14 protein-coding genes are annotated in these 21246 nt (G+C 68.4%); 6 read left to right on the top strand and 8 right to left on the bottom strand.

The window, feature by feature from the left end; translation table 11 throughout:
- The first annotated feature begins 5 nt into the window (after positions 1–5).
- The 4 genes from astD (at position 6) to WS49_RS00940 (ending at position 5031) form a co-directional block, all read left to right on the top strand.
- Positions 6–1469 carry a succinylglutamate-semialdehyde dehydrogenase gene (gene astD, locus WS49_RS00955; RefSeq protein WP_059523642.1) on the top strand — a complete coding sequence of 488 codons (1464 nt, stop codon included), beginning with the start codon at positions 6–8 and terminating at the stop codon, positions 1467–1469.
- Between the two features lie 14 nt (positions 1470–1483).
- Positions 1484–2824 (top strand): N-succinylarginine dihydrolase, encoded by a 1341-nt coding sequence (gene astB, locus WS49_RS00950; RefSeq protein WP_059523640.1) that lies wholly within the window; start codon positions 1484–1486, stop codon positions 2822–2824.
- Positions 2825–2831: 7 nt separating this feature from the next.
- The gene (gene astE, locus WS49_RS00945) at positions 2832–3881 is read left to right on the top strand and encodes a succinylglutamate desuccinylase (RefSeq protein ID WP_179949283.1); all 1050 of its coding nucleotides are present in this window, start codon (positions 2832–2834) and stop codon (positions 3879–3881) included.
- Positions 3882–4236: 355 nt separating this feature from the next.
- Positions 4237–5031 (top strand): ABC transporter substrate-binding protein, encoded by a 795-nt coding sequence (locus tag WS49_RS00940; RefSeq protein WP_059523636.1) that lies wholly within the window; start codon positions 4237–4239, stop codon positions 5029–5031.
- A 70-nt stretch (positions 5032–5101) separates the two neighbouring features.
- Here the strand turns inward: WS49_RS00940 and WS49_RS00935 are convergent, their stop codons facing one another.
- Both WS49_RS00935 and cdpA read right to left on the bottom strand, forming a co-directional pair.
- Positions 5102–6607, bottom strand: a complete 1506-nt coding sequence (locus WS49_RS00935; protein WP_059523634.1) for an HDOD domain-containing protein — start codon at positions 6605–6607, stop codon at positions 5102–5104.
- A 27-nt stretch (positions 6608–6634) separates the two neighbouring features.
- Positions 6635–8374: a putative bifunctional diguanylate cyclase/phosphodiesterase gene (gene cdpA / locus WS49_RS00930; RefSeq protein ID WP_218921278.1), complete on the bottom strand. Its 1740-nt coding sequence runs from the start codon at positions 8372–8374 to the stop codon at positions 6635–6637.
- A gap of 279 nt (positions 8375–8653) precedes the next feature.
- Here cdpA and WS49_RS00925 point away from each other — a divergent pair, with 279 nt between their 5' ends.
- Positions 8654–9205, top strand: a complete 552-nt coding sequence (locus WS49_RS00925) for a peroxiredoxin (RefSeq protein WP_059523629.1) — start codon at positions 8654–8656, stop codon at positions 9203–9205.
- Positions 9206–9295: 90 nt separating this feature from the next.
- Here the strand turns inward: WS49_RS00925 and WS49_RS00920 are convergent, their stop codons facing one another.
- The gene (locus WS49_RS00920) at positions 9296–9925 is read right to left on the bottom strand and encodes an SDR family oxidoreductase (protein WP_059523627.1); all 630 of its coding nucleotides are present in this window, start codon (positions 9923–9925) and stop codon (positions 9296–9298) included.
- Positions 9926–10179: 254 nt separating this feature from the next.
- Here WS49_RS00920 and WS49_RS00915 point away from each other — a divergent pair, with 254 nt between their 5' ends.
- Positions 10180–11652 carry an NYN domain-containing protein gene (locus tag WS49_RS00915; protein WP_059523625.1) on the top strand — a complete coding sequence of 491 codons (1473 nt, stop codon included), beginning with the start codon at positions 10180–10182 and terminating at the stop codon, positions 11650–11652.
- A gap of 84 nt (positions 11653–11736) precedes the next feature.
- On the opposite strand, the gene WS49_RS00910 is transcribed toward WS49_RS00915, so the two are convergent.
- The 5 genes from WS49_RS00910 to WS49_RS00890 all read right to left on the bottom strand — a co-directional run bounded on the left by WS49_RS00910 (position 11737) and on the right by WS49_RS00890 (position 21127).
- Positions 11737–12120 carry a VOC family protein gene (locus WS49_RS00910; RefSeq protein WP_059467132.1) on the bottom strand — a complete coding sequence of 128 codons (384 nt, stop codon included), beginning with the start codon at positions 12118–12120 and terminating at the stop codon, positions 11737–11739.
- Between the two features lie 114 nt (positions 12121–12234).
- Positions 12235–15543: an efflux RND transporter permease subunit gene (locus WS49_RS00905; RefSeq protein WP_059523623.1), complete on the bottom strand. Its 3309-nt coding sequence runs from the start codon at positions 15541–15543 to the stop codon at positions 12235–12237.
- A 3-nt stretch (positions 15544–15546) separates the two neighbouring features.
- The gene (locus tag WS49_RS00900) at positions 15547–18666 is read right to left on the bottom strand and encodes an MdtB/MuxB family multidrug efflux RND transporter permease subunit (protein WP_059523621.1); all 3120 of its coding nucleotides are present in this window, start codon (positions 18664–18666) and stop codon (positions 15547–15549) included.
- A 15-nt stretch (positions 18667–18681) separates the two neighbouring features.
- Positions 18682–20052, bottom strand: coding sequence for an MdtA/MuxA family multidrug efflux RND transporter periplasmic adaptor subunit (locus tag WS49_RS00895; RefSeq protein ID WP_059523620.1), 1371 nt, complete (start codon positions 20050–20052; stop codon positions 18682–18684).
- Between the two features lie 250 nt (positions 20053–20302).
- Complete coding sequence (locus WS49_RS00890) at positions 20303–21127, bottom strand: IclR family transcriptional regulator (protein ID WP_059523617.1); 825 nt, start codon at positions 21125–21127, stop codon at positions 20303–20305.
- Positions 21128–21246: the final 119 nt, after the last annotated feature.

Raw genomic sequence — 21246 nt, 5'->3', positions numbered from 1 at the left:
GAATCATGACGGAACTCTTCATCGACGGCGCCTGGGTCGCAGGCTCGGGCCCCGTCTTCGCTTCGCGCAACCCGGGCACCGATGAGATCGCATGGCAGGGCGGCAGCGCATCGGCGGCCGACGTCGACCGCGCGGTCGCGAGCGCGCGTCGCGCATTCGCCGGCTGGTCGGCACTCGACTTCGAATCGCGCTGCGCGATCGTCAAGCGCTTCGCGGCGCTGCTCACCGAGCGCAAGGAAGCGATCGCCACCGCGATCGGCCGCGAGACGGGCAAGCCGCTGTGGGAAGCGCGCACCGAAGTCGCGGCGATGGCGGCGAAGGTCGGCATCTCGATCCAGGCCTACCAGGAACGCACCGGCGAGAAGCGCCAGGACATGGCCGACGGCGTCGCGGTGCTGCGCCATCGTCCGCACGGCGTCGTCGCGGTGTTCGGCCCGTACAACTTCCCCGGCCACTTGCCGAACGGCCATATCGTGCCGGCGCTGATCGCGGGCAACACGGTCGTGTTCAAGCCGTCGGAGCTCGCGCCGGGCGTCGCGCGCGCGACGGTCGAGGTGTGGCAGGAAGCCGGGCTGCCGGCCGGCGTGCTGAACCTCGTGCAGGGCGAGAAGGACACGGGCATCGCGCTCGCGAATCACCGGCAGATCGACGGGCTGTTCTTCACCGGCAGCTCGGACACCGGCACGCTGCTGCACAAGCAGTTCGGCGGCCGTCCTGAAATCGTGCTCGCGCTCGAGATGGGCGGCAACAACCCGCTCGTGATCGGCGAAGTCGAGGACATCGACGCGGCCGTGCATCACACGATCCAGTCGGCGTTCCTGTCGGCCGGCCAGCGCTGCACGTGCGCACGCCGCATCTTCGTGCCGCAGGGCGCGTTCGGCGACCGCTTCCTCGCACGTTTCGCCGACGTCACGTCGAAGATCACGGCCGACGTGTTCGACGCCGATCCGCAGCCGTTCATGGGCGCGGTGATCTCGGCCCGCGCGGCCGCGAAGCTCGTCGACGCGCAGTCGCGGCTGGTCGAGCAGGGCGCGAAGCCGATCATCGCGATGACGCAGCGCGATCCGCGCCTGGGTTTCGTGAACGCGTCGATCCTCGACGTGACCGGCGTGGCGAACCTGCCCGACGAAGAGCATTTCGGCCCGCTCGCGCAGATCGTCCGCTACGCGACGTTCGACGAAGCGATCGAGCGCGCGAACGACACGGCGTTCGGCCTGTCCGCCGGCCTGCTGGCCGACGACGCGAACGCATGGGACCACTTCCGCCGCACGATCCGTGCGGGGATCGTCAACTGGAACCGCCCGACCAACGGGGCATCGTCGGCCGCGCCGTTCGGCGGCACGGGCCGCTCGGGCAACCATCGGCCGAGCGCGTACTACGCGGCCGACTATTGCGCGTATCCGATGGCGTCGGTGGAAAGCGCCGAATTGACCTTGCCCGCGAGCCTGTCGCCGGGCCTGCATTTCTGATCGAGGGAACGACGATGAACGCACAAGAAGCCAATTTCGACGGACTCGTCGGCCCGACCCACAACTACGCCGGGCTGTCGTTCGGTAACGTGGCGTCGCTCAACAACGAGAAGTCGGCCGCGAACCCGAAGGCCGCCGCGAAGCAGGGGCTGCGCAAGATGAAGCAGCTCGCGGATCTCGGTTTCGCGCAAGGCGTGCTGCCGCCGCAGGAGCGCCCGTCGCTGCGCCTGTTGCGCGAGCTCGGCTTCTCCGGCAAGGACGCGGACGTGATCGCGAAGGCCGCGAAGCAGGCGCCCGAATTGCTCGCCGCGGCGAGCTCGGCGTCGGCGATGTGGACCGCGAATGCGGCCACCGTCAGCCCGTCGGCCGACACGAGCGACGGCCGCGTGCACTTCACGCCGGCCAACCTGTGCAGCAAGCTGCATCGCGCGATCGAGCACGAGGCGACGCGCCGCACGCTGTCGACGCTGTTCGCCGATCCCGCGCACTTCGCGGTGCACGAGGCGCTGACGGGCACGCCGGCACTCGGCGACGAGGGGGCCGCGAACCATACGCGCTTTTGCGCGGAATACGGCCAGCCGGGCGTCGAGTTCTTCGTGTACGGCCGCTCGGAATACCGCCGCGGCCCGGAGCCGAAGCGCTTCCCGGCGCGCCAGACCTTCGAGGCGAGCCGCGCGGTCGCGCATCGCCACGGTCTCGCCGAAACGGCGACGGTCTACGCGCAGCAGGATCCGGACGTGATCGATGCAGGCGTGTTCCACAACGACGTGATCTCGGTGGGCAACCGCGACACGCTGTTCACGCACGAGCGTGCGTTCGTCAACAAGCAGGCGATCTACGACACGCTGACGGCCACGCTCGACGCGCGCGGCGCGCGGCTGAACGTGATCGAGGTGCCCGATGCGGCCGTGAGCGTGAACGACGCGGTGACGTCGTATCTGTTCAACAGCCAGCTGCTGTCGCGCGCGGACGGCTCGCAGGTGCTCGTCGTGCCGCAGGAATGCCGCGAGAACGCGAACGTCGCCGCTTATCTGGATCGGCTTGCGGCCGGCAACGGCCCGATCCGCGACGTGCTGGTGTTCGACCTGCGCGAAAGCATGAAGAACGGCGGCGGCCCCGCGTGCCTGCGCCTGCGCGTCGTGCTGAACGAAGCCGAGCGTGCGGCCGTCACGTCGAACGTGTGGATCAACGACACGCTGTTCGCGTCGCTCGACGCGTGGATCGAAAAGCATTACCGCGATCGTCTCGCCCCGGAAGACCTCGCCGATCCGACGCTGCTCGACGAATCGCGCACGGCGCTCGACGAGCTCACGCAGATCCTGCGTGTCGGGTCGCTGTATGACTTCCAGCGCTGAGTCCCGCATGCCGGCCGCCGCGCTGCTCGACGATTTCCTCGCGTTCACGCTCGCGGGCGACGCGCCGGCCGTGACGGACGGCACGTGCGCGGACGGTGCGGTGCGCTGGCAATGGCTCGGCGACGGGCTGCTCCAGCTCGAGCCGGCGCTGGCCGACGGGGCCGGCGACGCGGCGAGCGTGCTCGTGTCGGCCGGCGTGCATGGCGACGAGACCGCGCCGATCGAGCTGCTGTCGATGCTCGTGCGCGATCTCGCGGCGGCCGCGCTGCCGCTCGCGTGCCGATTGCTCGTCGTGCTCGGCAACGTGCCGGCGATGCGCGCGGGCGAACGCTATCTCGACGACGACCTGAACCGCCTGTTCAGCGGCCGCCACACGCAAGTGCCCGCGAGCCGCGAAGCGCCGCGCGCGGTGCAGCTCGAAGCGGCGGCCGCCGCGTTCTTCGCGGCCGCGCCGGCGGGCGGCGCGCGCTGGCACATCGACATGCACACGGCGATCCGCGCATCGGTGTTCGAGCAGTTCGCGCTGCTGCCGCACACGGGCGCGCCGCCGACCCGCGCGATGATCGAATGGCTCGGCGATGCGCGCATCGCGGCCGTGCTGCTGCATACCGCGAAGGGCAATACGTATTCGCATTACACGGCCGAGCATTGCGGCACGCTCGCATGCACGCTCGAACTCGGCAAGGTGCGGCCGTTCGGCCAGAACGATCTGTCGCGCTTCGCGCCGGCGGACCGCGCGCTGCGCAAGCTCGTCTCGGGCGCGTGGGGCGGCCGTCCGTCGCGCGACGTCGACCATCCGCCGTTGCCGCGCGTGTTCACCGTCATCGACCAGATCACGAAGCAGAGCGACGCGCTCGAATTGTTCGTCGCGGCCGACGTCGCGAACTTCACCGCGTTCGCGCGCGGCACCGTGCTCGCGCAGGACGGCGACTATCGCTACACGGTGCAGCACGACGAGGAGCGCATCGTGTTTCCGAATCCGACCGTGAAGCCGGGTTTGCGCGCGGGCCTGCTCGTCGTCGACACGACGCGCGAGACGCTCGCCGCACTCGTCTGACAAAAAAACGGCTGCGCGCGGCTGCGGCGATCCGTCGCCCGCGCATCGTCCCGCAGCATCCCCGAATTGCGTCGACGCCCGCATGCCGCGCAGACGGCCCGCGCGTCGCGCCTTGCGTATTTGCGACATCGTCTTGCAAGTTCGACGGCGCATCCGGCCGTCATCGCGCATGCAGCGCAGCATCGTGCGCCGGCGGCCGCTTTGCCGTATCGGGCCGCGCGGATTGGTACAATCGCGGCCTTGCGGCTGTTGCGCCGCATCAAGGCGCGGCATCGGCATTGTCGTTGTCATCCGACCCTGCAATGATGCATGCGCCCGTAGTTCCGGAACATTCGAGTATCGAGGAGAACACCTGATGAAGTTGGATTGGCGTAAAGTGGCCGCGCACGCGGTAGTGGCGGCATCGGCCGTGGCGGCAGGCAGCGCGATGGCTGCGGATCTGAAGGAGATCCGGTTCGGCGTCGAGGCCTCGTACGCGCCGTTCGAATACAAGACGCCCGACGGCAAGCTGACCGGCTTCGACATCGACATCGGCAACGCGGTGTGCGCGAAGCTGAAGACGAAGTGCGTGTGGGTCGAGAGCGACTTCGACGGCCTGATCCCCGCGCTGCAGGCGCGCAAGTTCGATGCGATCAACTCGGACATGACGATCACCGACCAGCGCAAGCACGCGATCGCGTTCACCGATCCGATCTACACGATTCCGAACCAGCTGATCGCGAAGCAGGGCAGCGGCCTGCTGCCGACCCCGCAAGCGCTGAAGGGCAAGCGCGTCGGCGTGCTGCAGGGCACGATCCAGGAAGCGTACGCGAAGAAGAAGTGGGCGCCGGCCGGCGTCGACGTCGTGCCGTACCAGACGCAGGACCTGGCCTACGCCGACCTGAAGTCGGGCCGTCTCGACGCGACGTTCCAGGATTCGGAAGCGGGCTCGAAGGGCTTCCTGTCGAAGCCGCAAGGCCAGGGCTTCGGCTTCGCCGGCGGCACGGTCAGCGATGCGGAGATCCTCGGCTCGGGCGTCGGTTTCGGCCTGCGAAAGAACGACGCGGCGCTGAAGACGGCGCTCGATCAGGCGCTGAAGGAACTGAAGGCCGACGGCACGATCGACAACCTCGCGAAGAAGTACTTCAGCGTGCCGGTCACGCTCAAGTAAGCGTTTCGATTCGTCGCACCATGCAGCCGGCCGCTTTCGCGGCCGGTTTGCTTTTGGGGCGCCGCTTGCGTCACGCGGGGAAGAACCGCCCCAGTTCGCGCGCGAGCTCGTTGAGCACGCTCATCTCCTGCTGCGTGATCTTGCGCGCCGGCTGCGCACCGGCCCAGTCGCCGTACAGCAGGCCGACGGTTTTCGTGCCGACGCGCACCGGCAGCAGCACGAACGCGCGCGTGTCGGGAAGCGCATCGAGATACCACGCGGGCAGGCGCTTCACCATCTTCGGGTCCTGCGCCTGCTCGATGAAGATGCCGACCGAGTTCGTGATCGCGAGATGGAACACGTCCGGCTCGAAGCGCTCGTCGAAGCACAGGCGGTCGAGCGCCGCGTCGACGTCCGGGCCGAAGCCGAGCCGCGCGGCGAACGCGCCGTCTTCACGGCGCACGAACATCACGGTGCGCGTGAACGCGAGGCCCGCCAGCAGGCTTTCCGACGCGAGCGCGAGCACCGGCGTCAGCACATGCTCGGACGGCAGCGCGCGCAGGTCCGCGAGGCCGGCTTCGAGGCATGCCTCGGGCTCGGGCTGCGCACGCGCGATCGCGTCGGCGTTCGCGCGCAGCTCGACGATCTCGCGCATCACGGTGTCGCTCGCTTCCTCGCGTGCGAGCCGGTCGGCGATTTCCACCAGCGCGCCGGCGTCGATGTCCAGTTCCTGCTCGTAGTGCTGCGCGAGCACCGCGATATGCGCATCGCGCTGCGGGCCCGCGGGCATCGCGAGCGCACCGGCGACGTCGGTCGAGCAGCGGCTCACCGCGCGCAGCCAGCGCACACGGTCGGGGCTGTCGTCGGCGCAGGCGTCGCGGGGCCGCTGGCGGTCTTCGTCGATGTCGTCCTCGTCGGCGCTGGCCGCGTGTGCGCCGTCGCCGTCGGCCATGCCGGCGCGGATCACGTCGGGCAGCCGCCAGCTCGCGGCGGCCTCGAGACCGATCTCGTCGAAGCCGACGCCCAGCACGTCGACGCACGCGGCCGCTTCGTCGCCGTTCAGCTCGGCGGCGCGGCGGCGGATCCGGTCCCATTCGCTGTCGAGATAGCAGACCACCAGCAGCTTGCCGACCTGACGCATCAGCGTGCAGACGACGGCTTCCTCGCCGCCGCGCAACTCGGCATGCTCGGTCAGCTTGCGGGCGACGCAGCCGGACAGCAGCGCGCGGTTCAGCTCGAGCTTCGCGTCGATGCGGCGCGGGGTGCTGTGGTGGAAATGGTCGACGAGCTTGAGCCCGACGACGAGATGGCCGACGGTGTCCATGCCGAGCACCATCAGCGCCCGCGTGACGGTCGTGATGTTGCCGCCGAACGCCATGTACATCGCGGAATTGGCGAGCCGCAGGACTTTCTGCGTGAGCGCGAAATCCGACAGCACGACGCGCACGAGCGCGGTGAAGTCGAGATCGTCGTTCTTCATCGCGGCCATCGTCGCGCGCAGCGACTCCGACAGCAGCGGGAAGTCGCCCCGTTCGTTCATCCGGGCCCACAGCTTGTCGAGCAGCGCCGTGCGGGGCAGGTGTGCGGTGATTGACATACGGATCTATCCGGTTCGCCGCGCGTGTCAGGCGGCGTGCAGGCGCAGCTGCTGCGCCTCGAAGCGCCGCGCGAGCTCCTCGGACGGCAGCGCCTGACAGACGAGCCAGCCCTGGATGTGGTTGCAGCCCATCTCGGTCAGCAGCTCGCGCTGCGCCTCGGTCTCGACGCCTTCCGCGACGAGCTCGAGATCGAGCGTTTGCGCGAGGCCGACCACCGCCGACACGATCGCGCGATCGTTGCGCGACGTCAGCAGGTTCTCGACGAAGCTGCGGTCGATCTTCAGCTTCGCGAGCGGGAAGCGCTGCAGGTATGCGAGGCTCGAATAGCCGGTACCGAAATCGTCGATCGCGAAGCGGATGCCGAGCGCGGTCAGCTCTTCGAGCAGCCCCTTCGCCTGCACGGGATCGTGCATCAGCAGGCTTTCGGTGATTTCCAGCACGATGCGGCGCGGGTCGATGCCCGTCAGCGCGATCGCCTCGCGCACGCTTTGCGTGAAGCGCGGGTCGCGGAACTGCTGCGGCGACACGTTGACCGCCACGTACTGCAGCGCGAGCCCCTGGCGATCCCAGGCGACGAGCTGCATGCACGCGGCCTTGAGCACCCAGTTGCCGAGATAGTTGATGAGGCCGATCGATTCGGCGAGCGGAATGAAGGTCGCCGGCGGCACGAGGCCGTGCACCGGATGGCGCCAGCGGATCAGCGCCTCCACGCCGTCCACCGCCCCCGACTGGCTGCGCGTGATCGGCTGGAAGTGCAGCGAAAACTCGCCGTTGCGCACGCCGTCGTACAGGTCGGCCTCGAGCTTCAGCCGTTCCGCGTCGGCCGGATCGTCGACCGGTTCATGGAACGCGAGCGCATTGCCGCCGGACGCCTTCGCCTGCGCGAGCGCATGGTCGGCGCGGCGCAGCAGCGGGCTGTGATGCTGCGCGCGATGGGGCGCGGCGCGCTCGTCCGGGTACAGCGCGATGCCGATGCTCGCGGACAAGTGGACGGTCTGCCCCTGATACGCGTAAGGTTCGCGCACCGCGGCCTGCAGCCGGCGCGCGAGCGCGTCGGCGGCATTGCTCGCGCGCGTGCGGTCCGGCGCGGTGAACACGATCGCGAACTTGTCGCTTGCGACGCGCGCGAGCTGTTCGCCGGGTGCGACGAGCGCCTGCAGCCGCTGCGCGGTGTCGCGCAGCAGCGTGTCGCCGGCGTCGTAGCCGAGCGCGCGGTTGATGCGCTGGTAGTCGTCGAGGTCGAGCAGCAGCAGCGCCGCGCAGGTGCCGCTTTCGTCGGCGGCCTGCTGCGCGCGCATCAGCGCGGGCACGAGCGCGGACAGATTGTCGAGCCCCGTCATCGGATCGTGGTGCATCTCGTACGTCAGGCGCGCCTCGAGCGCGCGCCAGGCCGACACGTCGAACGCCGCGATCGCGAAGCCGTCGACACCGTGGTGGCGGCTCTTGAACGCGCGGATCTCGACGTCGAGCGGATAGGTGAGCGACTTGACGATGCACATCGTCGCCTTCTCGACCTGGCCGGAACGCGCGGCGCGCGCAAGCAGGCCTTCGAGCACCGAGGTATCCTGTTCCGCGATCAGGTCGCGCAGCGTCAGCGTGTGCAGGTAGTCGCGGTGATAACCGATGAAGCGCAGGCTCGCGTCGGACACGTACAGAAAGCGCAGCTCGCGATCGACATGGGCGAGGAAATCCACCGTGCCGACCGTCTGTTCCAGCCAGTTGCGCACGGTGTCGTCGCGGCGCGGCGCGCCGGCGCGCGCAGGCATCAGCGCGCCGCCCGACCAGGCGAAGCGGCGCAGCGTATGCAAGGCATTGCGCCAGGAGCCCTTGCGTGGCGTCTGTTTCCTGTTGGCTTCCATGTATCTCGCTGACGTGAAGGGCTGGAACCGGCTGTCCGGAAGGAATAACGGCAGACTGCGCGGAATCTTTAACCGGCCGGCCGCGGCTGGCGCTGCCGCCGGGCCGGGTCGTGCACACCGGCGTTCGACAGGCGAACGCCGGTGTGGCCTACATCGAGGCTGACTTTATAAGAAATGAGGACGCAGATGAAGCGAAAACTGTTGGTGGGCGGCGCGGCGGCGCTGCTGGTGGCCGGCCATGCGCTGGTCGCGCAGGCGCAACTGAAGCCGGGCGACGCGGCGCCCGACTTCACGACGCAGGCGTCGCTGGGCGGCAAGACTTACACGTACTCGCTGGCCGATGCGTTGAAGCACGGGCCGGTCGTGCTGTACTTCTACCCGGCTGCGTTCACGAAGGGTTGCACCATCGAGGCGCATGCGTTCGCGGATGCCGTCGATCGTTACAAGGCTTACGGCGCGACGGTGATCGGCGTATCCGCGGACAACATCGACACGCTGACGAAGTTCTCGGTGAGCGAGTGCCGCAGCAAGTTCCCGGTCGCGGCCGATCCGGACGCGAAGATCATCCGCGAATACGACGCGAAGCTGCCCGCGCTCGATCGTGCGAACCGCGTGTCCTACGTGATTTCGCCGGAGGGGAAGGTGCTGTACGAATACACGAGTCTGTCGCCCGACAAGCACGTCGAGAACACGCTCGGCGCGGTGAAGGCATGGGCCGATGCGCATCCGAAGCAGTAAGCCGGAGGCAGCAAGCGTGCAGTAAAGCGGCCCGCATCGCGGGCCGCCGGCACGACGAAATGCGCCGCCCCGTGGCGGCCCGGGCGTGTGTTACGCGCGCAACGCCTGTTCGATCGGCACGCTGCCGCCGACGAAGCCGATGACCTTGCGCGAAATGCCGAGCTTGATCGCCTCGATCGCGGCCCATGCGACATCCTGGCGTGACACCGGCGGCGCCGGGTCGAGCGGCTCCTCGGTCAGCGCGATCTTGCCGACGCCCGGGCCGTCCGCGAGCGGGCCGGGGCGCAGGATCACGTAGTCGACGCCCGATGCGATCACGCGCTCGTCGCCTTCGCGCTTCATCCGCGAATAGTGGCGCAGCGCGTCGCCGCTGCGCTCCGGCCAGTACGCGCTCAGCGAACTGATCACGACCAGCTTCTGCACGTTGTAGGCGAGCGCATGCTCGGCCGTGCGAGCGACCGCGTCGCGGTCGATCTGCTCCTCTTCGGCGGCGCCTTCCGATTCCGCCGAGCCGGCCGCGTAGATCACGTGCGTGATGCCCTGGAACGCGTGCGAGAAATCGCCCGTCAGATCGGCCTCGACGACCTTCGCGCCCGGCAGCGCATAGCCGTGCCGGCGCACCAGCGCAGTCACCTCGAATTCCGGCTGCTCGAGCAGCAGATCCGCGCAGGCTCGACCCGTGCGGCCGGTCGCGCCAATCAGCAATACCTTCGTCGTCATGAAACCGCTCCTTGCGCGATGCGTCATCCTCCCAGATAGGGACGGACGACCGATACTCAAGTGTATGTCGATTTGGGGAGGCGGCGCGCGGGTAATTGGGGCTGTACCGCTCCGTAACGGCCGGCGCGGCACCCCGTTATCCGCGCGGTCGCGCGCATGGATGGCGGAATCGACCCGCCGACCGGCTATCATGTGCGCGATGCATTTTTCGCCGCTACGCAATACAACGCGGCGACCAACCGGTTGGAGTACACATGGCATTACCCCTGGACAACGTCAGCATGGCCGTGTTCTGCGACTTCGAGAACGTCGCGCTCGGCGTGCGCGACGCGAAGTACGAGAAATTCGACATCAAGCCCGTGCTGGAGCGGCTGCTGCTGAAAGGCAGCATCGTCGTGAAGAAGGCGTATTGCGACTGGGAGCGCTACAAGGGCTTCAAGGCGTCGATGCACGAGGCGAGCTTCGAGCTGATCGAGATTCCGCACGTGCGCCAGTCGGGCAAGAATTCGGCCGACATCCGGCTCGTCGTGGACGCGCTCGACCTCTGCTACACGAAGTCGCACGTCGATACGTTCGTGATCATCAGCGGCGACTCGGATTTCTCGCCGCTCGTGTCGAAGCTGCGCGAGAACGCGAAGAAGGTGATCGGCGTCGGCGTGAAGAAGTCGACCTCGGACCTGCTGGTCGCGAACTGCGACGAATTCATTTTCTACGACGACCTGGTGCGCGAGCAGCAGCGCGCGCTGGCGAAGCGCGAACAGCAGCGCACGGGCAACGGCGGCGCGAAGCGCGCCGACGAGCCGTCGCGCAAGCCGGAGCTGGAAGTGCGCCGGAGCGAGGCGATCGCGCTCGCGGTCGAGACGTTCGACGCGCTGGCATCGGAGCGCGACGACGTCGGCAAGATCTGGGCGTCGGTGCTCAAGAGCGCGATCAAGCGCCGCAAGCCGGATTTCAACGAGTCGTATTACGGCTTCCGTGCGTTCGGCAACCTGCTCGACGAAGCGCAGGCGCGCGGCCTGCTCGAGGTGGGGCGCGACGACAAGTCGGGCGCGTTCGTGTCGCGGCCGCGCCAGTCCGCCGCGGCGGCCGAGCCGGTGGCGGCGCGTGAAACGGGTGGCGCGCAGCACGGTCACGGCGGGCGCCACGGCGAGGCTGCAACGGCCGAGCGCGAGTCGCGGCATCGCGGGCAGCGTGCGGAAGCGGCCGTTCACGAAAGCGCGCAGGTCGATGCCGAAGAGGCGGACCTCGTCGACGTCGTGAGCGACGCGGCGCTCGTGCCGGCCGCGACGGCCGAAGCGAATGAAGCGGCCGAGCCGCACGGCGACGCGAAGGACGGCCGCAAGCGCGCGCGCAAGAGCGCGGCGAAGAAGACCGGCGCGAAGAAGGGGGGCGATGCGAAGGGCGCCGGCCGTCACGCGGCGGCGAAGCCGGACGAGGCCGCGCACGGCGGTGCCAAGCACGGCGGCGAGAAGCATGCCGAAGCGCCTCATCGCGACGCGGACCACGGTGAGGACCGCCACGTCGCGGCGCAGCATGCGGCGCCGACGGCCGGCGAGCACGGTGCCTCGACGGCGGCCGCGCAGCCGCCGCACGAAGCAGCACCGGCTGCCGAGTCGACCGGTGAAGCGGCTGTCGAAGCGGCACCCGGCGCCAAGCCGAAGAAGCCGGCCCGCAAGACGGCGACCCGCGCGCGTCGCCCGCGCAAGACGGCCGCCGCCGCCGAGTAACGGCGCCATGGCGGGGCGGCGTCCGATCGAGGGCGACGCCCGCGCCGCCACGTCGGCCGGTGCAATGCCGGCCGACGCGTTCCGCTATCCGTTCAGCACGTATGGCTGCGTCATCACTTCGAGGAAGTGACCGTCCGGATCGTCGAAGTACACACCGCGCCCGCCGTTGTGGCGGTAGATGTCGCCGGGCTGCCGTTTCGCGGGATCGGCCCAGTGCGGTAGCCCGCGCTCGCGAATGCGCGCGAACACGCGATCGAAGCCGGCCTCGTCGGTCAGGAAAGCGTAGTGCTGGGCCGTGATCTCTCCCTCTTTTTCGTAGAAGTCGAGCGACACGCCGTTGTCGAGCTGGACGACCAGCATCGCGCCGAACGGCGTCGGCGCCGGGAGTTCCAGAAGCTCGGTGAGGAAGCGGCTCGACGCGTGCTTGTCGCGGCACCAGACGATCGTATGGTTCAGCTGGACGTTCATGGCGGGTCCCCGGGAAGGGGCGCGAGGGTGGGCATGGACACACGATAGCCGATCGCGGCCGGCGCGCAAGCCCGTCACGCGGCCGCCCGATGCGGCCGCGTGCCCGTTACCCGCTTACTCGCCCGCCACCGCAGGTCCGCCCGGGTTGCCGCGGCGGTTGCGGCGCTTCTCGCCCCACACGCGGAACCGGTCCATGTACAGATAGACGACCGGCGTCGTGTATAGCGTCAGCACCTGCGACATGATCAGGCCGCCGGCGATCGCGATCCCGAGCGGCGCACGCAGCTCGGCGCCGTCGCCGCTGCCGAACGCGAGCGGCAGCGCGCCGAGGAGCGCCGCCATCGTCGTCATCATGATCGGCCGGAAGCGCAGCAGGCACGCCTCGTGGATCGCATCGAACGACGACTTGTTGCCGTTGCGCGTCTGGTCGATCGCGAAGTCGACCATCATGATCGCGTTCTTCTTCACGATACCAATCAGCAGGATCACGCCGATCAGCGCGATGATACTGAACTCGGTCTTGAACAGCAGCAGCGCGAGCAGGGCGCCGACGCCGGCCGACGGCAGCGTCGACAGGATCGTGATCGGGTGGATGTAGCTCTCGTACAGAATCCCGAGCACGATGTAGACCGCCAGGAGTGCCGCGAGGATCAGGATCGGCTGGTTGTTCAGCGACTGCTGGAACGCCTGCGCGGTGCCCTGGAAGCTGCCGACGATCGTCGGCGGCACGCCGATCTGCGCCATCGTCTGGTAGATCACCTGGGTCGCCTCCGATAGCGACACGCCCGGCGGCAGATTGAACGAGATCGTCGTCGCGACGAACAGCCCCTGGTGGTTGACCGACAGCGGCGTCGTGCTCGGGCCGAAGGTCGCGATCGCGGACAGCGGGATCATCGTCGACTTCGACGTCGACACCGCCGCGCCCGACGACGCGCTCGACTTGCCGCTCGACGCGATCGAGTTCAGCGCCTGGTTGCGCGCCGAATCGGACGCGATCGCCGCGGCGCTGGTGGCGGCCGTCCCGGCGCTCGACGTGCCGGCCGAGGTCGCGACGAAGGTGCCCGCCGCGGCGTTGGTCGTCTGCGAGCCGTTCGCGCTGCCGCCTGACGTGCTGATCCACACCTGGTTCAGCATCTCCGGGCTCTGCCAGTATTTCGGCGCGACTTCCATCACGACGTGGTACTGGTTCAGCGGGTTGTAGATCGTCGAGACCTGGCGCTGGCCGAACGCGTCGTACAGCGTGTTGTCGATCTGTGAGGGCTTGATGCCGAGCCGCGCGGCGGTCGCGCGGTCGATCGTCACCATCGCCTCGAGGCCGCCTTGCTGCTGGTCGGAGTTCACGTCGGTCAGCTCGGCGCGCTTTTGCAGCGCCTCGGTCAGCAGCGGCCCCCACTTGTACAGCTCGGCGCTCGAATCGCCGAGCAGCGTGAACTGGTACTGCGCATTGCTCTGCCGGCCGCCGACGCGGATGTCCTGCGCGGCCTGCAGGAACGTGCGCGCACCCGCGACGTCCGCGAGCGGCTTGCGCAGCTGCTGGATCACCTGGTCGGCCGACAGCTTGCGCTCGGTGCGGTCCTTCAGCGTGACGAACATGAAGCCGGAGTTGGTTTGCGTGCCGCCGGTGAAGCCCGCGACGCTCTTCACGTTCGGGTTGGCCTGCACGATCCGCATCATTTCGGAGAACTTCAGCTTCATCGCCTGGAACGACGTCGACTGGTCGGCCTGGATGCCGCCGATCATCAACCCGGTGTCCTGCTGCGGGAAGAAGCCCTTCGGCACGATGATGTACAGATAGACGTTCAGGCCGATCGTCGCGAACAGGATCAGCAGGACCAGCAGCGGACGGCGCAGCGCCCACGACAGCGTGCGCTCGTAGCCGCGCTGCATCCGCGTGAAGAAGCGCTCGAGGAACCGGCCGAGGCGGCCTTCCTCCTGCACCTCGTGCGACTCGCGCAGCAGCCGCGCGCACATCATCGGCGTGACGGTCAGCGAGACGGCGAGCGACACGCCGATCGCGAGCGACAGCGTCAACGCGAATTCGCGGAACAGGCGCCCGACGATGCCGCCCATCAGCAGGATCGGCAGGAACACCGCGACGAGCGATATGCTCATCGACAGCACGGTGAAGCCGACCTCGCGCGCGCCGTCGAACGCAGCTTGCAGCCGCGGCTTGCCGTTCTCGATGTGGCGCGTGATGTTCTCGAGCACGACGATCGCATCGTCGACGACGAAGCCGGTCGCGACGATCAGCGCCATCAACGACAGGTTGTCGATCGAGAAGCCCAGCAGGTACATCGCGCCGAACGTGCCGATGATCGAGATCGGCACCGCGACGCTCGGAATCAGCGTCGCGCGCCAGTTGCGCAGAAACAGGAACACGACCATCACGACCAGGCTCACCGCGATCAGCAGCGTGTGCTCGGTGTCCTTCAGCGACGCGCGGATCGTCGTCGAACGGTCGAGCACCGGCGTCACCGTGATGTCGGCCGGCAGCGACGCCGTGAGCTGCGGCAGCGCCGCGCGCACGCGGTCGATCGTCTCGATGATGTTCGCGCCGGGCGAGCGGTAGAGGATCACGAGCACCGCGCGCTTGCCGTTCGACAGGCCCAGGTTGCGCAGGTCCTCGACGCCGTCGACGACCTCGGACAGGTCGGACAGCCGCACGGCCGCGCCGTTGCGGTAGGCGACGACCAGGTCGCTGTACTGCGACGCCTGCGAGGCCTGGTCGTTCGTATAGAGCTGGTAGTGCTTCGGGCCGAATTCGATCGCGCCCTTCGGGCTGTTCGCGTTCGCGGACGCGAGCGCGGCCCGCACGTCCTCGAGGCCGATTCCGTAGTGGAACAGCGCGTGAGGCTCGAGCTCGACGCGCACGGCCGGGTTCGCGGAACCGCTCACCGACACCTGGCCGACCCCGTCGATCTGCGACAGCGACTGCTGCAGCACCGTCGACGCGGCGTCGTACAGCTTCGCGGGCGACGACGTTTCCGATGTGAGCGACACGACCATGATCGGCGAATCGGCCGGGTTGACCTTGCGGTACGTCGGGTTGCTCTTCAGCGACGCGGGCAGGTCGGCGCGCGCCGCGTTGATCGCGGCCTGCACGTCGCGCGCGGCGCCGTCGATGTCGCGGTTCAGCCCGAACTGCAGGATGATCCGCGCGTTGCCGACGGTGCTGGTCGACGTCATTTCACTGACGTCGGCGATCGAGCCGAGGTGCCGCTCGAGCGGGCTCGTCACGCTGGTCGCGACCGTCTCGGGGCTTGCGCCGGGCAGCGACGCCTGCACCGAGATGGTCGGGAAGTCGACCTGCGGCAGCGGCGACACCGGCAGCTTGATGAACGCGAACAGGCCCGCGAGCGCGACGCCGAGCGCGAGCAGCGTCGTCGCGACGGGGCGGGTGATGAAGGGGCGCGACAGGTTCATCGCTTACGCGCCCGTCTGCTTGCCGGCGTCGCGGCCGGGGCCGTGCCGTTCGAACCAGCCGCGCACGCGGCGCGCGAGGCTGTCGAAGCCGAGGTAGATCACCGGCGTCGTGAACAGCGTCAGCACCTGCGATACGATCAGGCCGCCCGCGATCGCGATCCCGAGCGGCTGGCGCAGCTCGGAGCCCGCGCCGGCGCCGAAGATCAGCGGCACCGCGCCGAGCAGCGCGGCGAGCGTCGTCATCAGGATCGGCCGGAAGCGCAGCAGACACGCCTGGTAGATCGCCTCGCGCGGCGGCTTGCCTTCGACGCGTTCGGCTTCGAGCGCGAAGTCGATCATCATGATCGCGTTCTTCTTCACGATGCCGATCAGCAGCACGATCCCGATGATCCCGATGATGTCGAGATCGTGCCCGGTGATCATCAGCGCGAGCAGGGCGCCGACGCCGGCCGACGGCAGCGTCGACAGGATCGTGATCGGGTGGATGTAGCTTTCGTACAGCACGCCGAGCACGATGTACATCGTGACGACCGCCGCGAGGATCAGGAACAGCTGGTTCGACAGCGACGCCTGGAACGCGAGCGCCGCGCCCTGGAAGCGCGTCTGGAACGAGCCGGGCAGGCCGATGTCCTTCTCGGCGGCGTCGATCGCCTTCACGGCCTCGCCGAGCGACGCGCCCGGTGCGAGGTTGAACGAGACCGTCGTCGACGGGAACTGCGACAGGTGCGCGACGAGCAGCGGCGACGGCCGTTCGTGGAACGATGCGATCGACGACAGCGGCACCTGGCCGCCGCCCGCGGACGGCAGGTAGATGTCGTTCAGCGATTCGGCGTAGTGCTGGTCCTTCGGCTCCGACTCGAGAATCACGCGGTACTGGTTCGACTGCGTGAAGATGGTCGACACGATGCGCTGGCCAAACGCGTCGTACAGCGCGTTGTCGACGGTCGCAGGCGTGATGCCGAAGCGCGCGGCGCTCGCGCGGTCGATCTCGATGTAGACCGACTGGCCGTTGCTCTGCAGGTCGGTCGCGACGTCGGCGAGCGACGGCTCCTTCTGCAGCCGCGTGACGAGCTTCGGCACCCAGGTCGCGAATTCGTCCGGGTTCGGGCTCGTCAGCATGAACTGGTACTGCGTCGGGCTCACGGTCGAGTCGATCGTCAGGTCCTGCACCGACTGCATGAACAGCGTGATGCCGGTCACGTTCGCGACGCGCTGCTGCAGGTCTCGGATGATCTGCGCGGCCGACTCGGCGCGCTCGTCGCGCGCCTTCAGGTTGATCAGCATCCGGCCGCTGTTCAGCGTGATGTTGCTGCCGTCGACGCCGATGAACGACGTGAGGCTTTCGACGTTCGGGTCCTTCAGGATCTCGGCCGCGAGCGCCTGCTGGCGTTCGGCCATCGCGCCGTACGAGATCGATTGCGGCGCCTGCGTGATCGCCTGGATCACGCCGGTATCCTGCGCGGGGAAGAAGCCTTTCGGCACGTACACGTAGAGCAGGGCGGTGAGCCCGAGCGTCAGCAGCGCGACGACGAGCGTCGAGCGCTGGCGGTTCAGCACCCATTCGAGCGCGACCGCGTAGCGCGCGATCACCCAGTCGATCGCGCGGTGCACGCGCGCCTCGAAGCGGTGGCTTTCGGGCGGCGGCGAGTGGCGCAGCAGCTTCGCGCACATCATCGGCACGAGCGTGAGCGACACGATCGCCGAGATCACGATCGTCACCGCGAGCGTGATCGCGAACTCGTGGAACAGCCGGCCGACGACGTCGCCCATGAACAGCAGCGGAATCAGCACCGCGATCAGCGACACCGTCAGCGAGATGATCGTGAAGCCGATCTGCCGCGAGCCCTTCAGCGCGGCCTCGAGCCCCGAATCGCCTTCCTCGACGTAGCGCGCGATGTTCTCGATCATCACGATCGCGTCGTCGACGACGAAGCCGGTCGCGATGGTGAGCGCCATCAGCGACAGGTTGTTCAGCGAGAAGCCGGCCATGTACATCACCGCGAGCGTGCCGATCAGCGACAGCGGCACCGACAGGCTCGGGATGATGGTCGCGTAGATGTTCGCGAGGAACAGGTACATCACCAGCACGACCAGCGCGACCGCGAGCAGCAGCTCGAACTGCACGTCGCGCACGGCGGCGCGGATCATCGTCGTGCGGTCGGTGACGATCTGCACGTCGAGCGTGGCGGGCAGCGTCTCCTGCAGCTTCGGCAGCTGCGCCTTGATCGCGTCGACGGTCGCGATCACGTTCGCGCCCGGCTGGCGCTGCACGTTCAGGATGATCGCGGGCTCGGCGTTCACCCACGCGCCGAGCTTGGTGTTCTCCGAGCCGGCGACGACCTTCGCGACGTCGGTCAGCATCACCGGGCGGCCGCTCTTGTAGGCGACGACCGCGTCGTTGTATTGATCGGCGCTGGTGAGCTGGTCGTTCGCATTGATCGTGTACGCGCGCGTCGGGCCGTCGAAGTTGCCTTTCGGCGTGTTCACGTTCAGGTTCGAGATCGTCGTGCGCAGATCGTCGAGGTTCATCCCGTACTTCGCGAGCGCGGTCGGGTTCGCCTGGATCCGCACGGCCGGCCGGTTGCCGCCAGACAGGCTGACGAGGCCGACACCCGCGATCTGCGAGATCTTCATCGCGAGGCGCGTGTCGGTCAGGTCCTGTACCTGCGTGAGCGGCAAGGTCTTCGACGTGATGGCCAGCGTCAGCACCGGCGCGTCGGCCGGATTGACCTTCGCGTAGATCGGCGGGGCGGGCAGATCGGACGGCAGCAGGTTGCCGGCCGCGTTGATCGCGGCCTGCACTTCCTGTTCGGCGATGTCGAGCGGCAGGTCGAGCGAGAACTGCAGCGTGATCACCGACGCGCCGGCCGAGCTTTGCGACGACATCTGGTTCAGCGACGGCATCTGGCCGAACTGCCGCTCCAGCGGCGCGGTGACCGACGACGTCATCACCTCCGGGCTCGCGCCCGGATAGAAGGTCTGGACCTGGATCGTCGGGTAGTCGACTTCGGGCAGCGCGGCGAGCGGCAGGAAGCGCAGCGCGACGAGACCGGCCAGCATGATCGCCGCCATCAGGAGGGCGGTGCCGACCGGCCGGAGAATGAAGAGGCGGGATGGATTCATCGAGCGGCCCGCGCGTTACTGGGCCGCGGGGGCCGCTGCCTGCGACGCGCCGTGCTTCTGTCCGCCGCGGTGGGCGGCCGCGCCCGATGCACCCGACGCCGCGCCGGCGCCGTGTGCGCCCGACGCGCCTTTCGGCTTGTCGGCCGGGATCGTGATCTTCGCGCCTTCGCGCAGCCGGTCGGAGCCGTCGGTGACCACGCGCTCGCCGATCGCGACGCCGCTGACGATGCTGGTGCGCTCGCCGTCGACCGGGCCGACCTTGACCTTGCGCACCGTCACCGTGTTGTCGGGTTTCACGATGTACACGAACTGGCCGATCGAGCCCGTCAGCACGGCGGCCGTCGGCACGATCGTCGCATCGCGCATCACGTCGACCAGCAGCCGCGTGTTCACGAACTGATTCGGAAACAGCAGGCCTTCCTTGTTGTCGAAGGTCGCGCGCAGCTTGACCGTGCCGGTGCTCGTATCGATCTGGTTGTCGAGCGTCTGGAGCGAACCCGTCTCGAGCGGCACCGTGTTGTTGCGGTTGTACGCGGTGACCGACAGTTTCCGGCCCGCGTTCACCTGCTTGACGATCTGCGGCAGGTTGTCCTCCGAGGTCGTGAAGATCACGCTCATCGGCTGCAATTGCGTGATCACGACGATCCCGTTCGTGTCGCCGGGCGTCACGTAGTTGCCGGGGTCGACCTGGCGCAGGCCGACGCGGCCCGACACCGGCGCCGTGATGCGCGCGTACGTGAGGTTGAGCTTCGCGGAGTCGATCGCTGCCTGGTCGGTCTTCACCGTTCCTTCGTATTGCTTGACGAGCGACGCCTGGGTGTCGACCGTCTGCGACGCGATCGAGTCCTGCGACAGCAGCGTCTGGTAGCGCTTCAGGTCGATGCGGGCCGTCGCGAGCAGCGCCGAGTCGCGCGCGTGCGTGCCTTCGGCATTCTCGAGCGCGACCTGATACGGGCGCGGGTCGACCTGCGCAAGCAGGTCGCCTTTCTTGACGATCTGGCCTTCCTGGAACGCGACGGACTGCAGATAACCCGACAACTGCGTCTTGACCGTCACGTTCGCGAGCGGCGTCACGGTGCCGAGCGCGGACAGCACGATCGGCATCTCGCCCTGCGTCGCGGTCGCGACCGATACGGGTTGCGGAACGTTCGCCATGGCGGCGGGGCCGCCGCGGCCGCGATGGCCGCCACCGCCGGCACTCGCGCCGGAGGCCGCGCTGCCCGCTGCCGGCGCGTCCGCCTGCGTACGGTTCCACGGGTGCCACCACAGCAAGCCGCCGATGACGACGACCGCGAGCGTCCCGATCACCAGCGGGCGGCGCGGACGGCGCGCGGCGGGGGAGGCGGGATCCTTCGAAGGGGGCGTGGGCTTTTGTTGGTTGTCCATCGTGTTCTGTCAGGAAGACGGCGCGGCGGGCCGGGAAACGGGCTTGGGGCGGCGCGTGGGCTTGCGGTGCCGGAGGGCCGGCTCGATCCGGGCCCTTCCGGCCCGCGCGGGAAAAGGAAAGAGCGGTGCGCGCCGAGAATGCGGCGCGACGATGGGCATGATGCTACGTCCCGTCCCCGTTACAGTCCAGTCGTCTATCTTTCAACGGGTTACGGTCGTTACAGAAGGCGACGGGACGATGACGGATCGATTACGCGGCGCTGCGCCGGGCGGGTGCGCCGCCGATCTCGCGGGTGATTTTCGCGATGCATTCGTGCAGCGCGGGCACCACGTGTTCCTGCAGCCATTCGGGCGGGCACTGACTGGATGCGCCGCCGCAGTTCACCGAATAGCGCTGGCCCGACGGGCCGACGAAACCGGCCGCGACCGCGTTCAGCCCTTCGCGCCATTCGCCGATCGCGATCGCATGGCCCGTGCGCATCGCGTCCTCGACGCCGGGGTTCAGGCGCGCCGATACGTGCGGCCAGTCGTCGCCGGCCGTCGCGCGCAGCGCGTCGAGCAGCGCGCGGCGCTCGTCGTCCTCCAGTGCCGCGAGATACGCGCGGCCGACCGCGGTGCGCGCGATGTCCATCCGCGAGCCGATCTCGAGACGCGTGACGAGCACGGCCGAGCGCGGCCGGATCACGTCGATCGCGACCATGTCGAGCCGGTCGCGCACCGCGAGGTGCACCGACAGCGACGTGCGCTCGGCGAGTTCGATCATGAACGGCCGCGAGCGCGCGCGGATGTCGAAGTTGCGCAGGAAGCCGTGGCTCAGCTCCAGCACCGACGCGGTCAGCACGAAGCGCTCGCTGTCGGGCAACTGGAACAGGAAGCCGGCGCTGACGAGCGTCGCGGTGATGCGCGACACGGTCGGCTTCGGGATGCCCGTCAATTCGGTGAGTTCGCGGTTGCTGACCGGGGCGTCGGCGGCCGCGATGCGCCGCAGCACGGCGAGGCCGCGCGCGAGCGCGGTGATCTCGTCCGGCGACGATTCGCGGTCTCGGGGCGCGGGAGGCGTTACAGGTGTCGACACGAGGGATTCTCTCTATTTCCGAAACTCGATTTCAATTTTGTTGGTATTGTAGGATGATTGTCAAAAGATGCATGTTCCATGGGTGAATCGTTCATCGCATGAGATTTTACGGGTTCACC

It is taken from the genome of Burkholderia sp. RF7-non_BP4 (genome assembly GCF_001521935.1).
In the GTDB taxonomy this organism is placed as follows: Bacteria; Pseudomonadota; Gammaproteobacteria; order Burkholderiales; family Burkholderiaceae; genus Burkholderia; species Burkholderia diffusa.
Note: the sequence above shows the minus strand (reverse complement) of the source record. Positions and strands in the feature narration are given on the sequence as shown.